A 15420-nucleotide genomic window follows, 5' to 3' on the forward strand; every position below is an offset into this window, starting at 1 on the left:
CTCCAGTCTAGTCTTTGCGGTTGCGCCGCCCCGCGGCGATGGCGGCGGACTCGCGTTTGAGCGGCCTGCCGGTGGGGCACAGTTCCAGCGCGTAGCTGGTGAGCGTGTTGGCGACGTTGTCGGCGGTGAGCTTGTAGAACACGAACTGGCCGCGCCGTTCGCTGCTGATCAGCCCCGCGTTTTCCAGCACCGACAGGTGGCGCGAAATCGCCGGCGCGCTCATCTCGAAGCGCGCCGCCAGTTCGGACGTGTTCATCTCCGCTTCGGCCAGATAAGCCAGGATCTTGCGGCGTGGCGCCGAGGCGAGCGCTTCAAAAACTTTGTCGAGGGACATGATGACTAAATTAGATGATTAACGAATTCGTTAATACATTAAACCTGCGCGAACGCCGGGTCAAGAAGAAAATGCCGGGAGCAGGCGGAGGAGTGTGTGGCGGCGCAAGGGGCCGCCACGGGGGAGGATTACAGCGGCTGCAGCGGGATGGCGCCGGGCAGGGTGCTTGGCGTGGAGCAGGGCTCTTCGTCGAAGGCGATGTCGCCCAGCGGGTTGGCCCGGCCGTCGGCCTTGATGTCCTGGAAGCCGAACAGGTCGCGGTCCATCAGGTGCGACGGCACCACCGTCGACAGCGACGAGAAGATGTTGTCCACCCGGCCCGGGTGCTTCTTCTCCCATTCGCGCATCAAGCCCTTGATCTGCTTGCGCTGCAGGTTTTCCTGCGAGCCGCACAGGTCGCACGGGATGATCGGGAAGCCCTTCACTTCGGCGTAGCGCTCGGTGTCCACTTCCTTCACATAGGCCATCGGGCGGATCACCATGTGCTTGCCGTCGTCCGACACCAGCTTGGCCGGCATGCCTTTGAGCTTGCCGCCGAAGAACATGTTGAGGAAGAAGGTTTCCAGGATGTCGTCGCGGTGGTGGCCGAGGGCGATCTTGTTGCAGCCCAGCTCGTCGGCCACGCGGTACAGGATGCCGCGCCGCAGGCGCGAGCACAGCGAGCAGGTGGTCTTGCCTTCCGGGATCAGGCGCTTGACGATGCTGTAGGTGTCCTGGTTTTCAATGTGGTAGGGGATGCCCAGCTTGTCCAGGTAGGCCGGCAGGATGTGGGCCGGGAAGTTGGGCTGCTTCTGGTCCAGGTTGACCGCCACGAGCTCGAAGTTGATCGGCGCGCGCTCGCGCAGGGTCATCAGGATGTCCAGCAGCGCGTAGCTGTCCTTGCCGCCGGACAGGCACACCATCACCTTGTCGCCGTCCTCGATCATGTTGAAGTCGCCGATGGCCTGGCCCACCAGGCGGCACAGCCGCTTGTGCAGCTTGTTGTTTTCCAGCGCGATCTTTTCGGCCGACTTGCCGCTGGCCGGCACGGCCGCCCCGGCGTTCAGGTTTTCCATTACTGCGTTCATTACACGTTGTCCTTGATCTGGAATACTTCCACGCCCACGCCTTCGCAATCCGGGTAGACGTCCGGCTTCATGGTCGACACGCGCACGGCGCGCACGCGCGGGTGCGACAGCATGGCTTTGACCACGTCGTCGCACAGGGTTTCCTGCAGGTGCACATGGCCCTCGGCCATGCGGCGCGCGATGGTGTCGCGCATGAAGTCGTAGTCCACCACTTCGTGCAGCTCGTCGGCGGTCGGCGTCGACAGCGCCAGCGGAATGTACAGGTCCACATTGATCAGGACGCGCTGCTCGCCCTTCTTCTCGAAATCGTGCACGCCGATGTTGATCAGCACTTCGTAGTTGCGCAGGAACAGGCGGCGGCAGTCTTGGAGCCGGGGGTGGGTCAGGGCGGACAGCATGGTTGAGCTTTCAGTATAAAGAGTATGAATAGTTATTTCGCGAGGAACATCACGTCGCGCGGCGAGGCCGTCAAATGCTGGCCGCCGTCCACCAGCAGGGTGCTGCCGGTCAGCGCGCGCGCGCCGGCCGCGTACAGCACGGCGGCCACGATGTCCTCCGGCGTGCTGGACCGGCCCAGCGGCGTTTGCGTGTGCGCCTTGGCGAAGCCGGCCTCGCTCTGCTCGCCGGACACCAGCGTGATGCCGGGCGCGATGCCGACCACGCGCACTTTCGGCGCCAGTTCCTGCGCCAGCAAGGTCGTGGCCGTATGCAGCGCGGCCTTGGACAAGGTGTAGGACAGGAAGTCGGGATTGAGATTGTACAGTTTTTGGTCCAGCAGATTCAAAACCACGGCCTGGGCGCCGTCCGGCGTGGCCGCGTGCAGCGCCTGCGCCAGCAGGATGGGCGCGGCCACGTTGGCCGCCATGTGCGCTTCCAGCCGCGCCAGCGTGAAGTCGGCCGCGCTGTCGTAGTCGAACAGCGAGGCGTTGTTGACCACGCAGGACACCGGCCCCAGCACGGCCACCGCCTGCGGCAGCAGGCGCCGCACGGCGGCCTCGTCGGCCAGGTCGCAGGGCAGGGCGATGGCGCGCCGGCCCATGGCGGCGATCTCGGCCACCACCTGCTGCGCCTCGGCCAGCGAGTGGCGGTAGTGCACGGCCACGTCCCAGCCGGCCTGCGCCATGCCGAGCGCGATGGCGCGGCCGATGCGGCGCCCGGCGCCGGTCACCAGCGCGACCTTTACCGCAGCGCCTGCCGTGTTGTCTGCCTGAGTCATGAATAGTTCCGTCGAATTGTTTAAAATGCCGGGATGTCCCTACCCGCACCCTCTAGCGACGCGCTGGCCGCGTCCCACGCCCTGCAGCGCCTGATCGCCGCCGACATCGAGCGCGCCTCGGGCGCCATTCCCTTTGCCCGCTTCATGGAGCTGGCCCTGTACGCGCCCGGACTGGGCTACTACAGCGGCGGCGCCGCCAAGCTGGGCAAGGATGGCGATTTTACAACCGCCCCCGAGCTGACGCCGCTGTTCGGCGCCGCGCTGGCCCGCGTGGCAGCCGCTATTATCGCTCAAAGCGCGCCCCGCATCCTCGAGTTCGGCGCCGGCACCGGCAAGCTGGCCTTCGACATCCTGACCGAGCTGGCCGCCGCCGGCGTGGCGCTGGAGCAGTACGCCATCGTCGAGCTGTCCGGCGAGCTGCGCGCGCGCCAGCAGGAAAAGCTGCGCGCCTTCCCGCAAGTGGTGTGGCTGGACGCCTTGCCCGACTCCTGGGACGGCGTGGTGTTCGGCAACGAGGTGCTGGACGCGATGCCGGTGCACCTGGCGCGCAAGACCGCCGCCGGCTGGCGCGAGCTGCACGTCACCGTGGCAGACGGCAGCTTCGCCTATGAAGAACACGCGCTGAGCGGGGAACTGCGGCAGCAGCTGGCCAGCCAGATCGGCGCCGAGCAGGAAGCCGAATTGCCCGAGGGCTACGAGACCGAGCTGCACGGCACCGCCTGCGGCTTCATGGCCACGCTGGCGCGCATGATGGCCAGGGGCAGCGGCGCCGCCTTCCTGTTCGACTACGGCTTCCCCGGCCACGAGTACTACCTGGACCAGCGCGACAAGGGCACCCTGATGTGCCACTACCGCCACCACGCGCACGCCGAGCCGTTCTACCTGCCCGGCCTGCAGGACATCACCGCCCACGTCGACTTCACCGCCATGGCCGTGGCGGCGCAGGACGCGGGCGCCGACGTGCTGGCCTATATGAACCAGGCTTCCTTCCTGATCGGCGCCGGGGTCGGCGAGCTGCTGCTGCGCACCGACCCGTCCGACGCTATGGCGTATTTGCCACAGGCGAACGCCCTGCAGCGGCTGCTGTCCCCGGCCGAGATGGGCGAGCTGTTCAAAGTGTTGGTCATAGGCAAGAACGTGGAACTGCCGCCCGCGCTGGCGGCGTCCGACCGCAGCCACCGGCTGTAATCGTCCGCCATTGCCCGAATTGCCACGCTTTTCATCAGCTGTTCATCGGTTGTAAGATGGGATTGGCGGCCCGGAATCAGCTATGATGGTCGATTCAGCGCGGTCCCCCGTCGCGGCGCGCTTGTCGAAAAGTTAATGGAACGATGGGAAAGATACACACTCACTATGACAACCTGAAAGTGGCGCGCATGGCGCCGCAGGAAGTCATACGTGCCGCCTACAAGGCGCTCAGCCAAAAGTACCACCCCGACAAGAATCCCGGCGACGAGAAGGCGGCGCGCATCATGGCCATCCTCAACAGCGCCTACGGCACGCTGGCCGATCCGCAGCGGCGCAAGGAGCACGACGAGTGGATCGCCGCCGAGGAGTGGGAAATCGAGTGGCTGGAAAGCACGCGCCACGAGGACGGCCACAAGCCGGCCCGCCACGCGGGACCGGACCATGCCTGGCCCGAGCACATGGACGAGCCGCGCGCGGTGCGCTCGGCCTGGCGCCGCAACTGGAAATGGGGCCTGGCGCTGGGCGTTAGCCTGGTGGTGGGCTGGGTGGGCGGCGTGGTGTCGGCCGGCCAGCCGCGCCTGCAGGCGGTGCTGGCCGCCGCGCTGGGCAATAAGAGCGAACTGAGCGCATCGGCGGGCGGCGCGCCGGCCGGCGCTTCCTCGGCCGCCGCTGCCGGCGTGCCGGCGCCCGGCGCCCGGCCGGACGCCAAGGGCGACGCGCTGGCCGACAGCTGGGCCGTCGCCAAGCCCTACGCCGCCGAGAGCGGCGTGCTGCGCGCGCCGCTGATCAAGGTGGTGGCGCTGTCGCAGGTGGTGCTGCCGGGCACGGCCGCCACCGCCGCGGCCGATTGCGACAGCGACGCCCAGGCCGCGGCGTCGACCGCGCCCAACGGCGAGCCGTGGCCGGCGCAGTCCGGCTACGTGGAAGGCTTCCCGGTCCAGAACAAGGGCGAGGACATGCAGCTGACGCTGGACAACGGCGGCAACGACTCGGCCGTTTTCATCAAGGTGTACGACCTGGAGCGCAAGTCGAACGTGCGCTACGCCTACGTGCTGGCGCGCGACAGCTGGGTGGTCGACAAGCTGGCCAGCGGCAAATACGAAATCCGTTACCAGAATATCGATCCCGCCGCCGACAAGGCCGGCTGCCGCCGGCCGGCGCCGTAGGCGGCCGGCGCGGGTTTTTATCGCGCGGCCATTGTTGCCAGGATGCGGCGCGCAGGACGGCAGGGGTTGTCAGGCTATTAAAATCTGATTATGCTGGGAACCAGAGAGTGAGCGTCGGCAGAGCGTATCCGCGCGGCATCGCGCGACCTTGGAGAATGTATGACCGATTCAAACGCTGCAGACGACAACTGGTTGCTCGACGAGGATGAAGAGGAAGCACCCGCTGTCGGTCTGCCCGCGCCGGACCAGCGCCTGTGGCGCGTGCTGATCGTCGACGACGACGTCGACGTGCACGCGGTGACCCGGCTGGCGCTGCGCAATGTCAGTTTCAAGGGCCGCGAGCTGGAGCTGTTCTCGGCCTACAGCGGGCGCGAAGCCTTCGACATCCTGCGCGACACCCCCGACATCGCCCTGGTGCTGCTGGACGTGGTGATGGAGACTGACGACGCCGGCCTGCTGCTGGCGCGCCGCATCCGCGAGGAGTTGCACAACGCCATCGTGCGCGTGGTGCTGCGCACCGGCCAGCCTGGCCAGGCGCCCGAGCAGCGCGTCATCATCGAGTACGACATCAACGACTACAAGGCCAAGACCGAGCTGACCACGCAGAAGCTGTTCACCACGGTGATCTCGGCGCTGCGCGCCTACGAGAGCCTGAACATGCTCGAGCGCAGCCGCGTGGGGCTGGGCAAGATCCTGGCCGGCGCCACCAATCTGTACCAGATCCATTCGCTGCGCGAGTTCGCCTCGGGCGTGCTGAACCAGGTCTCCGCCATCCTCGACGTGGGCGCCGACGGCGTGCTGTGCCTGATGCAGGGCGACACCGGCCCGGCCACCGTGGTGGCCGCCACCGGCGGCTACGCGCCGCTGGCGCAGAACGAGCTCATGCCGGCCGACCACCCGCTGTGGCCGACCATCGCCAAGGCCTTTGCCGAGAAGAAAAGCCAGTTCGAACATCCCGCCAACGTGCTGTTCATCCACACCCAGGAACGCGAAGTGGCCATTTCCGTCACGCCGCCGTGGCCGCTGGCGCAGATCCAGCGCGACCTGCTGGAAGTGTTCTGCCAGCGCATCGCGGCCGCGTTCGACAACCTGTACATGTTCGGCCAGCTGCGCAAGGCGCAGGAAGCCACCGTGGTGGCGCTGGCCGACCTGGCCGAGTTCCGCGACAGCGGCACCGGCGGCCATGTGCGCCGGGTGCAGGCGCTGTCGTCGGCCATCGCCGCGCGCATGAAGGAGCGCGGCGTGTACGAGGACGAGCTGACCCCGCAGCTGCTGGACATGATAGGCCTGGCCAGCATCCTGCACGACGTGGGCAAGGTGGCCACGCCCGACCATATCCTGCTCAAGCCGGGCGCGCACACGCCGGAAGAGCGGGTGCAGATGCAGACCCACGCCGAGGTGGGCCGCACGATACTGGAGCGCGCCGCTAACATGGTGGACGGCCCCAGCTACCTGCACTTCGGCGCCGAGATCGCCGGCGGCCACCACGAGCATTTCGATGGCCAGGGCTATCCGAACGGCCTGAAGGGACGCGCTATCCCGATTTCGGCCCGCATCGTGGCGGTGGTGGACGTGTTCGATTCGCTGCTGCACGAGCGGTCGTACAAGGAGCCGTGGCCTTACTCGGAAGTGATGACTTACATCAAGGCCCGCAGCGGCAGCCAGTTCGATCCGGAAGTGGTGCAGGCGCTGCTGGACGTCATCGAGCGCGACCCGGCGCTGGGCCAGCAGCCGCCATCGGCCACCTGAGCCGCGGCTGAACTGCAGCTGGGCGGGCCGCATCGCTCCCCCGGCTGTGGCGGCTTAGCCCCGCCACGGCCGCGGATTGCGCCGCATTTGTCCCGAAATCCGCCCCGAATCCTTCCAAATCTCTCCAAATCTCTCCAATCTTCACCCGTCCGTACTATACTTTGCCCATAGGCAGCCTGCCGCCGCATCCCTGCGCGCCGCTGCCGTCACGTGCGCCCCGCCCATGCGCAGCCGGATAGCGGAAAATTAACGATGAATCACTTCACGGGTCTCAGCACCGGTCTTGGCGCGCTCATCATCGAGCCCCATCCGGGCATGCGCGCCAGCCTGCACAATATGCTCAACCTGTGCGGCGTCACCCGCATCGAGGACGCCAGCAGTTCCGGCCAGGCGGTGCGCATGCTGTCCAGCAAGACCTACGACATCGTGCTGTGCGAATACAGCCTGGACGGCGGCCAGGACGGCCAGCAGATGCTGGAGGACTTGCGCCACCACCGGCTGATCCAGCCCGCCACGCTGTTCTTCATGGTCACCGGCGAGGGCCAGTTCAACAAGGTGGTCAGCGCCGCCGAGCTGCAGCCGAACGACTACATCCTGAAACCTTTCACGGCCGACAATATGCTCGAGCGCATCGCGCGCGCGCTCGACAAGCGCAACGCGCTGGCCGGCATCCGCCAGCTGGTGGCGCTGGGCGACCAGCGCGGCGCCATCGCCGCCTGCGTGGACGGCGAGCAGGCGCAGCCGCGCTACGCGGCCGACTTCCAGCGCCTGCGCGCCGAGCTGCACGTGGAACTGGGCGAGCCGGAACTGGCCGAACCCATCTACGCTGAGCTGTACGCCAGCAGGAACATCCACTGGGCCCGGCTGGGCCAGGCCAAGTGCATGTTCCTGCGCGGCGCGCACGAGGAATCGCAAGCCGTGCTGGAAGCGCTGGTGGAGCAGAACAAGCGCTTCCTGGACGCCTACGACTGGCTGGCGCGCACCCACGAGGTGGGCAGCGACTGGAGCCGCGCGCAGGCCGTGCTGAGCGCGGCGGTGGAGCTGTCCCCGCACGCGGTGCGGCGCTTGCGCCGGCTGGGCGAGGTGGCGCTCGAGGCGGGCGACCTGGACGCGGCCGAGCAGGCCTACAAGCAGGTGGTCAGCAAGGCCCGCTTCTCCGAATTCCGCGACCCCGAAGACCATGCGCGGCTGGTGTCGGCGCTGGTGCGCAAGGGCGACCCGGTGCAGGCCGCCGCCGTGATCCGCGACCTCGACAAGTCGCTGGCCGGGCAGCGCAACACCGCCGTGTGCAGCGCCATTTCCTCGGCCATGCTGCACGAATACACCGGCAACGAGGCGCGGCTGGCGGAGTCCATCCACTTCGCGCTGGCCGGCTGCCGCCGCGCCGCCGGCCTGTCCAACGAACTGCGGCTGGAGCTGGCGCGCACCTGCCTGGAAGGCGGCAAGCCGGAGCAGGCCGCCGAAGTGCTGCGCGGCGTGATGCGCAACGCCGGCAGCGCCGCCGCCATGGCCAAGGCCATGCGGGTGCTGGAGGACGCCGGGCAGGGCGAGCTGGCGCAGCAGCTGGCGGCCGAGAGCCGGCAGGAGGTGGTGGACATGGTGGCGGTGGGCGCGGCGCGCGCCAAGGAAGGCGATTTCCGCGGCGCGGTGGAGCTGATGATGGAAGCGGTGGCCAAGCTGCCCGAGAACGGCCAGGTGGTGTTCAACGCGGCCGTGGCGGTGCTCAAGTGCCTGGAGAACACCGGCTGGGACGAGATGCTGGGGCAGGACGCGCTGAACCTGATCGCCAGCGTGCGGCGGCTGGACCCGGTCAACCCGAAACTGACCGCGCTGTCCGCGCTGCACCTCGACATATTGAAGAAATACAACATCCGCGCCGGACGGCTGGCGGCAATGTAGCGCCCAGCGCGGCGGGCGGCGCTACAATGGTCTTGCCACCTATACAGGACAACGCGCCATGCCGTCTGCAGCTTCTCCCGGTTCCGATCCGCGCCCCGATGTCCGGCCCGTCCGCGGCCTCTTGCTGAAGAAACTGTGCAGCGACGAGGGCGTGTTCGCGCTGGGCGTCTCGGTGGGGCGCGTGGTGCAGCTGGTCGATTCGGACGAAGGCGGCACCCAGGAGCTGGCCTACTACGTGCTGTCGGACGCGGCGCTGACGCAGAAGGTGCTGCGCATCGCCAACACGCCGCGCTACCGCACCGTGGGCGGCATCGCCGTCACCACCATCTCGCGCGCGATTTCCCTGCTCGGCTTCGACAACGTCAAGACCACCGCGCTGGCCATGCTGCTGGTGGACACGCTGGACAACGGCAAGCACGCGCAAAGCGTGCGGGCGGAGCTGGAAGCGGCGCTGTGCGCCAGCCTGATCGGCCGCGAGCTGGCGCGCCTGTCCGCCTACCAGGGCGCCGAGGAAGCGTCGATCGGCGCGCTGTTCAAGAACATCGGCCCGCTGCTGATCGCCTCCCAGCAGCACGAGCGCTACCGCGAGATCAACGCGCTGGTGGCGGGCGGCGCGCACACCGTCAGCCAGGCCTCGCAGATGATACTGGGCAGCACCTACGACACGCTGTCGGCCGCCATCCTCAACGAATGGAAGATCCCGGACGTGATCGTGCGCTCGATCGGCACGCTGCCGCCGGCGCCGCTGCACAAGCCGCCGCCCAGCCGGCAGGACTGGGTGCGGCTGGTGGTGTCCTTCAGCATGGACGCGGCGCGCGCGCTGGTGCGCCCGGGCGGCCTGTCGGCGGACGTGGTGCGGGCCCTGTTCGAGCGCTACGGCGCGGCGCTGGGGCTGGAGCGCCAGCGCCTGGAGGACATGCTGGGCGCGGCCCGCAGCGAGATGGACGAGCTGCTCGACAGCCTGCAGCTGCAGCCGGCGCCGCCGCCGGCGGAGGAGGCCACGGACGGCTTGCCCAACGTGCTGCTGCTGTCCACCATGGACGCCGGCGGCAGCCTGCCCGAAGGCCAGCACGCCAGCGGCAAGCCCTACAACGCGCGCGAGCAGCTGCTGGCCGGCGTGCAGGAGGTGGCGCAGATGCGCGCGGCCGGGCGCTGCAAGGTCAACGAGGTGATCCAGGCGGTGCTGGAGACGCTGTACCGCAGCATGGGCTTCCGCTTCGCCACCGTGTGCCTGAAGGACGTGCGCAGCGGCACCTTCCGGGCGCGCATCGCGTTCGGCGAAAAGCACGCCGCGCGCATGGCCGATTTCGCCTTTCCGCTGGCGGCGGGGCCCGGCAGCGATTTGTTCCACCTGGCCATGCGCAACGACGCCGACCTGATGATTGCCGACGCCGGCGTGCCGAAGATCCGCGACCTGATGCCGGACTGGCACCGCAAGCTGCTGCCGGACGCGCGCAGCTTCATCGTGCTGCCGCTGGTGGTGCAGGGCGTGCAGCTGGGCCTGTTCTACGCCGACCGCAGCGAGCCCGCCCCCGAGGGCGTGCCGCCCGACGAAAGCTCCCTGATCCGCGCGCTCAAGGCGCAGGTTCTGGCGGCGCTGACGCCGGCGTAAGCCGCCTTGCCTGCGCAGTGCGGGCATGGGCCTCGAACTCGGCCGCCGGCACCGGGCGGGCGAACAGATAGCCCTGCGCCTCCTCGCATCCCTTGCTGCGCAGGAATTCGCGCTGGGCCGCCGTTTCCACCCCTTCGGCGATCACCTGCAGCCCCAGCGAGTGCGCCAGCGCGATCGTGGTGGCGACGATGACGGCGTCGTTGGGGTCGGTCTCGATGTCCTTGACGAAGCCGCGGTCGATCTTGATGCGGTCCAGTTCGAACAGCTTCAGGTAGCTGAGCGAGGAATAGCCGGTGCCGAAGTCGTCGATGGCCACCTTCAGCCCGCGCGAGCGCAGTTCGCGCAGCAGCTTGCGGCTGCGCTCGGGGTCCTGCATGGCGGCCGACTCGGTGATCTCCAGCTCCAGCAGGGCCGGGTCGATGCCGCTGTCGGCCAGCAGGCGGTCCAGCAGCGGCAGCAGGGCGCTGCCGTGGCATTGCCGCGCCGACAGGTTGAGCGCCAGCCGCAGATGGCCCAGGCCGTTGTCGCGCCACTGCCGCAGGCGCTGCACGGCGCTCTTCAGCACCCACTCGCCCAGCGGCAGGATCAGGCCGGATTCCTCGGCGATCGGGATGAAGCGGTCCGGCCCCACCATGCCCAGCTCCGGATGGTGCCAGCGCAGCAGCGCTTCGGCGCCGATCACCGAGCCGCCCTCCAGCTCCACCTGGGCTTGCAGGTAGAGTTCGAATTCGTTCTGCTCCAGCGCCTGCCACAGCCGGCTTTCCAGCAGCAGGCGCTCGTGCGTGGCGGCGTTCATGGCCGGCGCGAAGAACTGGAAGTTGCCCCGGCCCTGGCTCTTGGCGGCGTACATGGCGGTGTCGGCGTGGCGCAGCAGGGTGGCGCCGTCGTGGCCGTCGGACGGGAACATGGCCACGCCCACGCTGGCGCCGCTGTGGATGGTTTTGCCCTGCAGCACAAAGGGCGCGCTCAGCGCCTCGACGATGCGCACCGCCACCTGGCTGGCGCTGTCGGGCGTGATGGCGGCGCTGGCGGTGCTGCCGGCCAGCACGATGAACTCGTCGCCGCCCAGGCGCGCGATGGTGTCCACCTCGCGCAGCAGTTCGCGCAGGCGGTTGGCCACGCCGATCAGCAGCAGGTCGCCCACCTGGTGGCCGTGCGTATCGTTGATCTTCTTGAAGTGGTCGAGGTCGATGAACATGACGGCGCCGGCGGCCTGGCTGCGGCGCGCCTGGGCCAGCAGCTGGTCCAGCCGCAGGTTCAGCGACAGCCGGTTGTCCAGCCCGGTGAGCGGGTCGTGGTGGGCCAGGCGGTAGATGCGCTCCTGCGCGCGCTGCTGCTCGGTCAGGTCGTGCAGGATGGCCACGAACAGGTGCTCGTCCGGCAGTTCCACCTCGCTGACCGACGCCGCCAGCGGGAAGGCGCTGCCGTCGCTGCGCCAGCCGGTCGCCTCGTGCTCGTGGGTCACGCCGCTGGCGATGCTGCGCAGCAGGCCGGAGGCGGTGTCGCCGTCGGCCACCGGCAGCAGGTGTTCCAGGCGCAGGCCGGGCATCTGCTCGGGCGCGTAGCCGAACAGGCGCCCGGCCGCGCCGTTGGCCGACACCAGCGTGCCGTCGCTGCCGATGGTCAGGATGGCGTCGGCCGCCTTGTCGAGGATGGCCTGCAGCCTGGCCTCGCGCTCGCGCAGGCGGGCCGTGGCGTCCTTCACCTGGTCCTGGATCAGCGCGCGCTCGCCTGAGATCAGCAGCATCATGCCGCCCAGCAACGCGGTCAGCAGCAGGCCGCAGGTGAGCACGGTCCAGCTCTGCCAGCCGCGCTGGGCCGCCACGTAGTCGGCCGCGGGCGCCACCGTCAGCAGGTAGTCGCGCCCGCCGAAGCGCAGCCGGCGCTGCACCTCGCCCGCGTGCGCGGGGGGCTGCGCCGCGCGCGGCAGGCGGTCGTGCATGGTCAGCGGTTGGGCGCCGCCCACGTCCTGCAGCCGCACCTGCAGGGCCGGGAAGTTCACCTGCGCCACGGCGCGTTCGATGTAGGAATCGGCATGGATGGAGATCAGCAGCATGCCGATGGTGCGGGCGTCGTCGCCGGCCGCGTGCACCGCCTGCAGCAGCACCATGCCTTTCTCCTCGGCGTGGCGGAACAGCGAGACCGGCGCGCTGACGCTGGGCTGGCCGCTGCGCAGCGCCTGCCGCACCGCCTCGGCGCGCACCGGCTCGCTGAAGAAGTCGATGCCGAGGTAGCGCTGGCTGCTCATCGGCTCGATAAAGGTCGACACCATGTATTCCGGGCGCGCGCCGGCGCGCCTCAGGCGCCGCGCCGCGTCCCCCTCGCGCACTTCGAAGCCCGGCTCGATGACCTGCTTGCCCCACTGTTCGAAGGCGGGGCGCTGCGCATGGCTGAGCGGCTTGAGCCAGCTCATCGACAGCAGCTCGGGGCGCTTGTCGAGATAGCCGGAGGCGAAGTTGCTGAAGTCGTTGGCGCCCAGCACGCGCTGCGGATCGTTGAGCGCCTTCGACATGGCGTAGATGAAGCGCTCGTGCTCGCTGAACTGGGCCTGCAGCTGGTCGCCCAGCTGCTGCGCCTTGAGGCGGAAGGTCTGCATCTGCTGCGCGTTCTCCCAGTGTTCGACCTGGAAGTAGATGGTCACGAACACCGCGCTCGACACCAGCAGCGGCAGGCCGACCAGCCAGCGCCGGCGCCGCCACAGCGGCCGCGGCTGGCCGATGGCGATCCACGTCAGCGGCGCGGCCAGCAGCATGCCGGTGGTGTCGCCCAGCCACCAGGTGAACCAGTTGACCGGCAGCGCCGCCGGCGCCAGCGTGCCGAGCAGGCCGCTGGCGCCGATCGCCACGCTGCTGCTGATCAGCGCGAGCAGCGGCGCCAGCAGCATAAAGCCCAGCACATCGCGTCCGCGCCCCAGTGCCGGCTGCACCGCGCGCCGCAGCACCAGCATGGCGATCCAGGCTTGCAAGGTGGCGCCGGCGCCGGACGCCAGCGCCGCGCCCAGCGGCAGCCCGCCGGGGAAGGTCAGCGCGTTGGAGGCGCCCAGCGGGATCAGGTTGACCAGCACCGCCCCCAGCGCCACGGCCGGCAGCAGGCGCGGCCCCAGCGTGAACACGGCGGCCAGCGCGATGCCGGCCGGCAGGAACAGCGGCGTGGCGTAGGCCGCGCCCAGCGCCATTTCCAGCCCCAGGCGGCCGGTGGCCACGTAGGCCAGCAGCAGGGCGGCGTTGGCCAGCAGCATGCCGGCCCATGGGGTCTTGGCCGGCGGCGCGGGCGGCCGGCGGCGGGGGAGGACTCGTGTTTCCAAACTTGCTCCAGTGTCGGCAGGACATGCATCAAAAGCCCATGCATGCTGTCGATTCTATAAGAAATCATTCAACTTAAAAACAACACTTGCACATTCACATTCTTGTGATTACAATCTCGCCCCGAAGCAGACGAAACATCGCAGCTTGCAGGTAGAACGGTAAAACGAACTGCAAACTAGTGTTGACAAGTCAAAGAAGTTGCTTCATACTCTGCGGTTCCTCGCGGAGGGGTGGCCGAGTGGTTAAAGGCGACAGACTGTAAATCTGTTCTTTCGAGTACGCTGGTTCGAATCCAGCCCCCTCCACCAAGTTTTTGCAAGAAAACTGAGTGATAGTAGTGAAGATGATCTAAACCTCGCGGGTGTAGCTCAATGGTAGAGCAGAAGCCTTCCAAGCTTACGACGAGGGTTCGATTCCCTTCACCCGCTCCAGTTAGCTTGCATCTATGTGGTACATCGCAACAAATAAAGCCCTTGTAGCTCAGTGGTAGAGCACTCCCTTGGTAAGGGAGAGGCCACGTGTTCAATCCACGTCAAGGGCACCAGAATTCGCAGCGTCAAGCTGGTAGTAATAAGCCGGCAATACTAAGCTCAGCAGTATCTTCAGACAGTCGGGCGCGTGCCCTGCACACTTATCAAATTGTTAGGAGTCTAAAATGGCAAAAGGTAAATTCGAGCGGACTAAACCGCACGTGAACGTTGGCACCATCGGTCACGTTGACCATGGCAAGACCACCCTGACCGCAGCAATCGCTACCGTTCTGTCGAAGAAATTCGGCGGCGAAGCTAAAGCTTACGACCAGATCGACGCTGCACCAGAAGAAAAAGCACGCGGCATCACCATCAATACCGCACACGTCGAGTACGAGACCGCATCGCGTCACTACGCTCACGTTGACTGCCCAGGCCACGCCGACTACATCAAGAACATGATTACCGGTGCTGCGCAGATGGACGGCGCGATCCTGGTTTGCTCCGCAGCTGACGGCCCAATGCCACAGACCCGCGAGCACATCCTGCTGGCCCGCCAGGTTGGCGTTCCATACATCGTTGTGTTCCTGAACAAGTGCGACCTGGTCGACGACGAAGAGCTGCTGGAACTGGTTGAGATGGAAGTGCGCGAGCTGCTGTCGAAATACGAGTTCCCAGGCGACGACCTGCCAATCATCAAGGGTTCGGCACGTAAAGCACTGGACGGCGACACCGGTCCTCTGGGCGAAGTGGCCATCATGGCCCTGGCCGACGCACTGGACAGCTACATCCCTACGCCAGAGCGCGCAGTGGACGGCGCCTTCCTGATGCCAGTGGAAGACGTGTTCTCGATCTCGGGCCGCGGCACCGTGGTGACCGGTCGCGTTGAGCGCGGCATCATCAAGGTCGGCGAAGAGATCGAAATCGTTGGTATCACCGACACCGTGAAAACCACCTGCACCGGTGTGGAAATGTTCCGCAAGCTGCTGGACCAGGGTCAGGCAGGCGACAACGTTGGTCTGCTGCTGCGCGGCACCAAGCGTGAAGACGTACAGCGTGGTCAGGTTCTGGCGAAGCCAGGCTCGATCAAGCCGCACAACCACTTCACCGGCGAGATCTATGTTCTGTCGAAAGACGAAGGCGGCCGTCACACCCCGTTCTTCAACAACTATCGTCCACAGTTCTACTTCCGTACGACTGACGTGACCGGTTCGATCGAACTGCCAGCGGACAAAGAAATGGTTATGCCAGGCGACAACGTGTCGATCACCGTCAAGCTGATCAACCCGATCGCGATGGAAGAAGGTCTGCGTTTTGCAATCCGCGAAGGCGGCCGTACCGTCGGCGCCGGCGTGGTAGCCAAGATCCTGGCCTAATAATCTGCGCCAAGTACTAGCGCCCGACTGCAGTCGGG

Annotated in this window: 11 protein-coding genes and 3 tRNA genes; 9 read left to right on the top strand and 5 right to left on the bottom strand. The window is 67.4% G+C overall.

Features of this window, described 5'->3' with window-relative positions; all coding sequences use genetic code 11:
- Window positions 1–7: 7 nt before the first annotated feature.
- The 4 genes from AC56DV_RS16080 to AC56DV_RS16095 all read right to left on the bottom strand — a co-directional run bounded on the left by AC56DV_RS16080 (window position 8) and on the right by AC56DV_RS16095 (window position 2617).
- A complete protein-coding gene (locus tag AC56DV_RS16080) occupies window positions 8–334 on the bottom strand; it encodes an ArsR/SmtB family transcription factor (RefSeq protein ID WP_496315277.1) in 327 nt (108 codons plus the stop codon).
- 128 nt (window positions 335–462) lie between these two features.
- On the bottom strand, window positions 463–1401 hold the full coding sequence (gene ttcA, locus AC56DV_RS16085) for a tRNA 2-thiocytidine(32) synthetase TtcA (RefSeq protein WP_496315278.1): 939 nt from the start codon (window positions 1399–1401) through the stop codon (window positions 463–465).
- A complete protein-coding gene (locus AC56DV_RS16090) occupies window positions 1401–1799 on the bottom strand; it encodes a dihydroneopterin aldolase (protein WP_107869890.1) in 399 nt (132 codons plus the stop codon). The genes ttcA and AC56DV_RS16090 overlap by 1 nt, the downstream gene beginning before the upstream one ends.
- A 32-nt stretch (window positions 1800–1831) precedes the next feature.
- A complete protein-coding gene (locus tag AC56DV_RS16095) occupies window positions 1832–2617 on the bottom strand; it encodes an SDR family oxidoreductase (protein WP_496315279.1) in 786 nt (261 codons plus the stop codon).
- Window positions 2618–2650: 33 nt separating this feature from the next.
- On the opposite strand from AC56DV_RS16095, the gene AC56DV_RS16100 reads away from it, so the two are divergent.
- From AC56DV_RS16100 to AC56DV_RS16120, 5 genes are all read left to right on the top strand, one after another.
- Window positions 2651–3805, top strand: coding sequence for a class I SAM-dependent methyltransferase (locus tag AC56DV_RS16100; protein WP_496315280.1), 1155 nt, complete (start codon window positions 2651–2653; stop codon window positions 3803–3805).
- Window positions 3806–3948: 143 nt separating this feature from the next.
- Window positions 3949–4971, top strand: coding sequence for a J domain-containing protein (locus AC56DV_RS16105; RefSeq protein WP_496315281.1), 1023 nt, complete (start codon window positions 3949–3951; stop codon window positions 4969–4971).
- 159 nt (window positions 4972–5130) lie between these two features.
- Window positions 5131–6720: a DUF3369 domain-containing protein gene (locus AC56DV_RS16110; RefSeq protein WP_496315282.1), complete on the top strand. Its 1590-nt coding sequence runs from the start codon at window positions 5131–5133 to the stop codon at window positions 6718–6720.
- A gap of 252 nt (window positions 6721–6972) precedes the next feature.
- A complete protein-coding gene (locus tag AC56DV_RS16115) occupies window positions 6973–8619 on the top strand; it encodes a response regulator (RefSeq protein WP_496315283.1) in 1647 nt (548 codons plus the stop codon).
- 121 nt (window positions 8620–8740) lie between these two features.
- Window positions 8741–10231, top strand: coding sequence for an HDOD domain-containing protein (locus AC56DV_RS16120; protein WP_496315284.1), 1491 nt, complete (start codon window positions 8741–8743; stop codon window positions 10229–10231).
- Here the strand turns inward: AC56DV_RS16120 and AC56DV_RS16125 are convergent.
- On the bottom strand, window positions 10194–13535 hold the full coding sequence (locus AC56DV_RS16125) for a bifunctional diguanylate cyclase/phosphodiesterase (protein ID WP_496315285.1): 3342 nt from the start codon (window positions 13533–13535) through the stop codon (window positions 10194–10196). The two genes, AC56DV_RS16120 and AC56DV_RS16125, sit on opposite strands and share 38 nt — an antisense overlap.
- 225 nt (window positions 13536–13760) lie before the next feature.
- Between AC56DV_RS16125 and AC56DV_RS16130 the strand changes: the two genes are divergently transcribed.
- The 4 genes from AC56DV_RS16130 (at window position 13761) to tuf (ending at window position 15382) form a co-directional block, all read left to right on the top strand.
- Window positions 13761–13844 (top strand) — tRNA-Tyr (locus tag AC56DV_RS16130).
- A 49-nt stretch (window positions 13845–13893) separates the two neighbouring features.
- Window positions 13894–13967, top strand: a tRNA-Gly gene (locus AC56DV_RS16135).
- Window positions 13968–14005: 38 nt separating this feature from the next.
- Window positions 14006–14080 (top strand) — tRNA-Thr (locus AC56DV_RS16140).
- A 111-nt stretch (window positions 14081–14191) separates the two neighbouring features.
- Window positions 14192–15382: an elongation factor Tu gene (tuf, locus tag AC56DV_RS16145; RefSeq protein ID WP_161071440.1), complete on the top strand. Its 1191-nt coding sequence runs from the start codon at window positions 14192–14194 to the stop codon at window positions 15380–15382.
- The last annotated feature ends 38 nt before the right edge of the window (window positions 15383–15420 follow it).

The sequence above is a fragment of the Massilia sp. BGA-UO-ETr-WB1 genome, assembly GCF_059567845.1.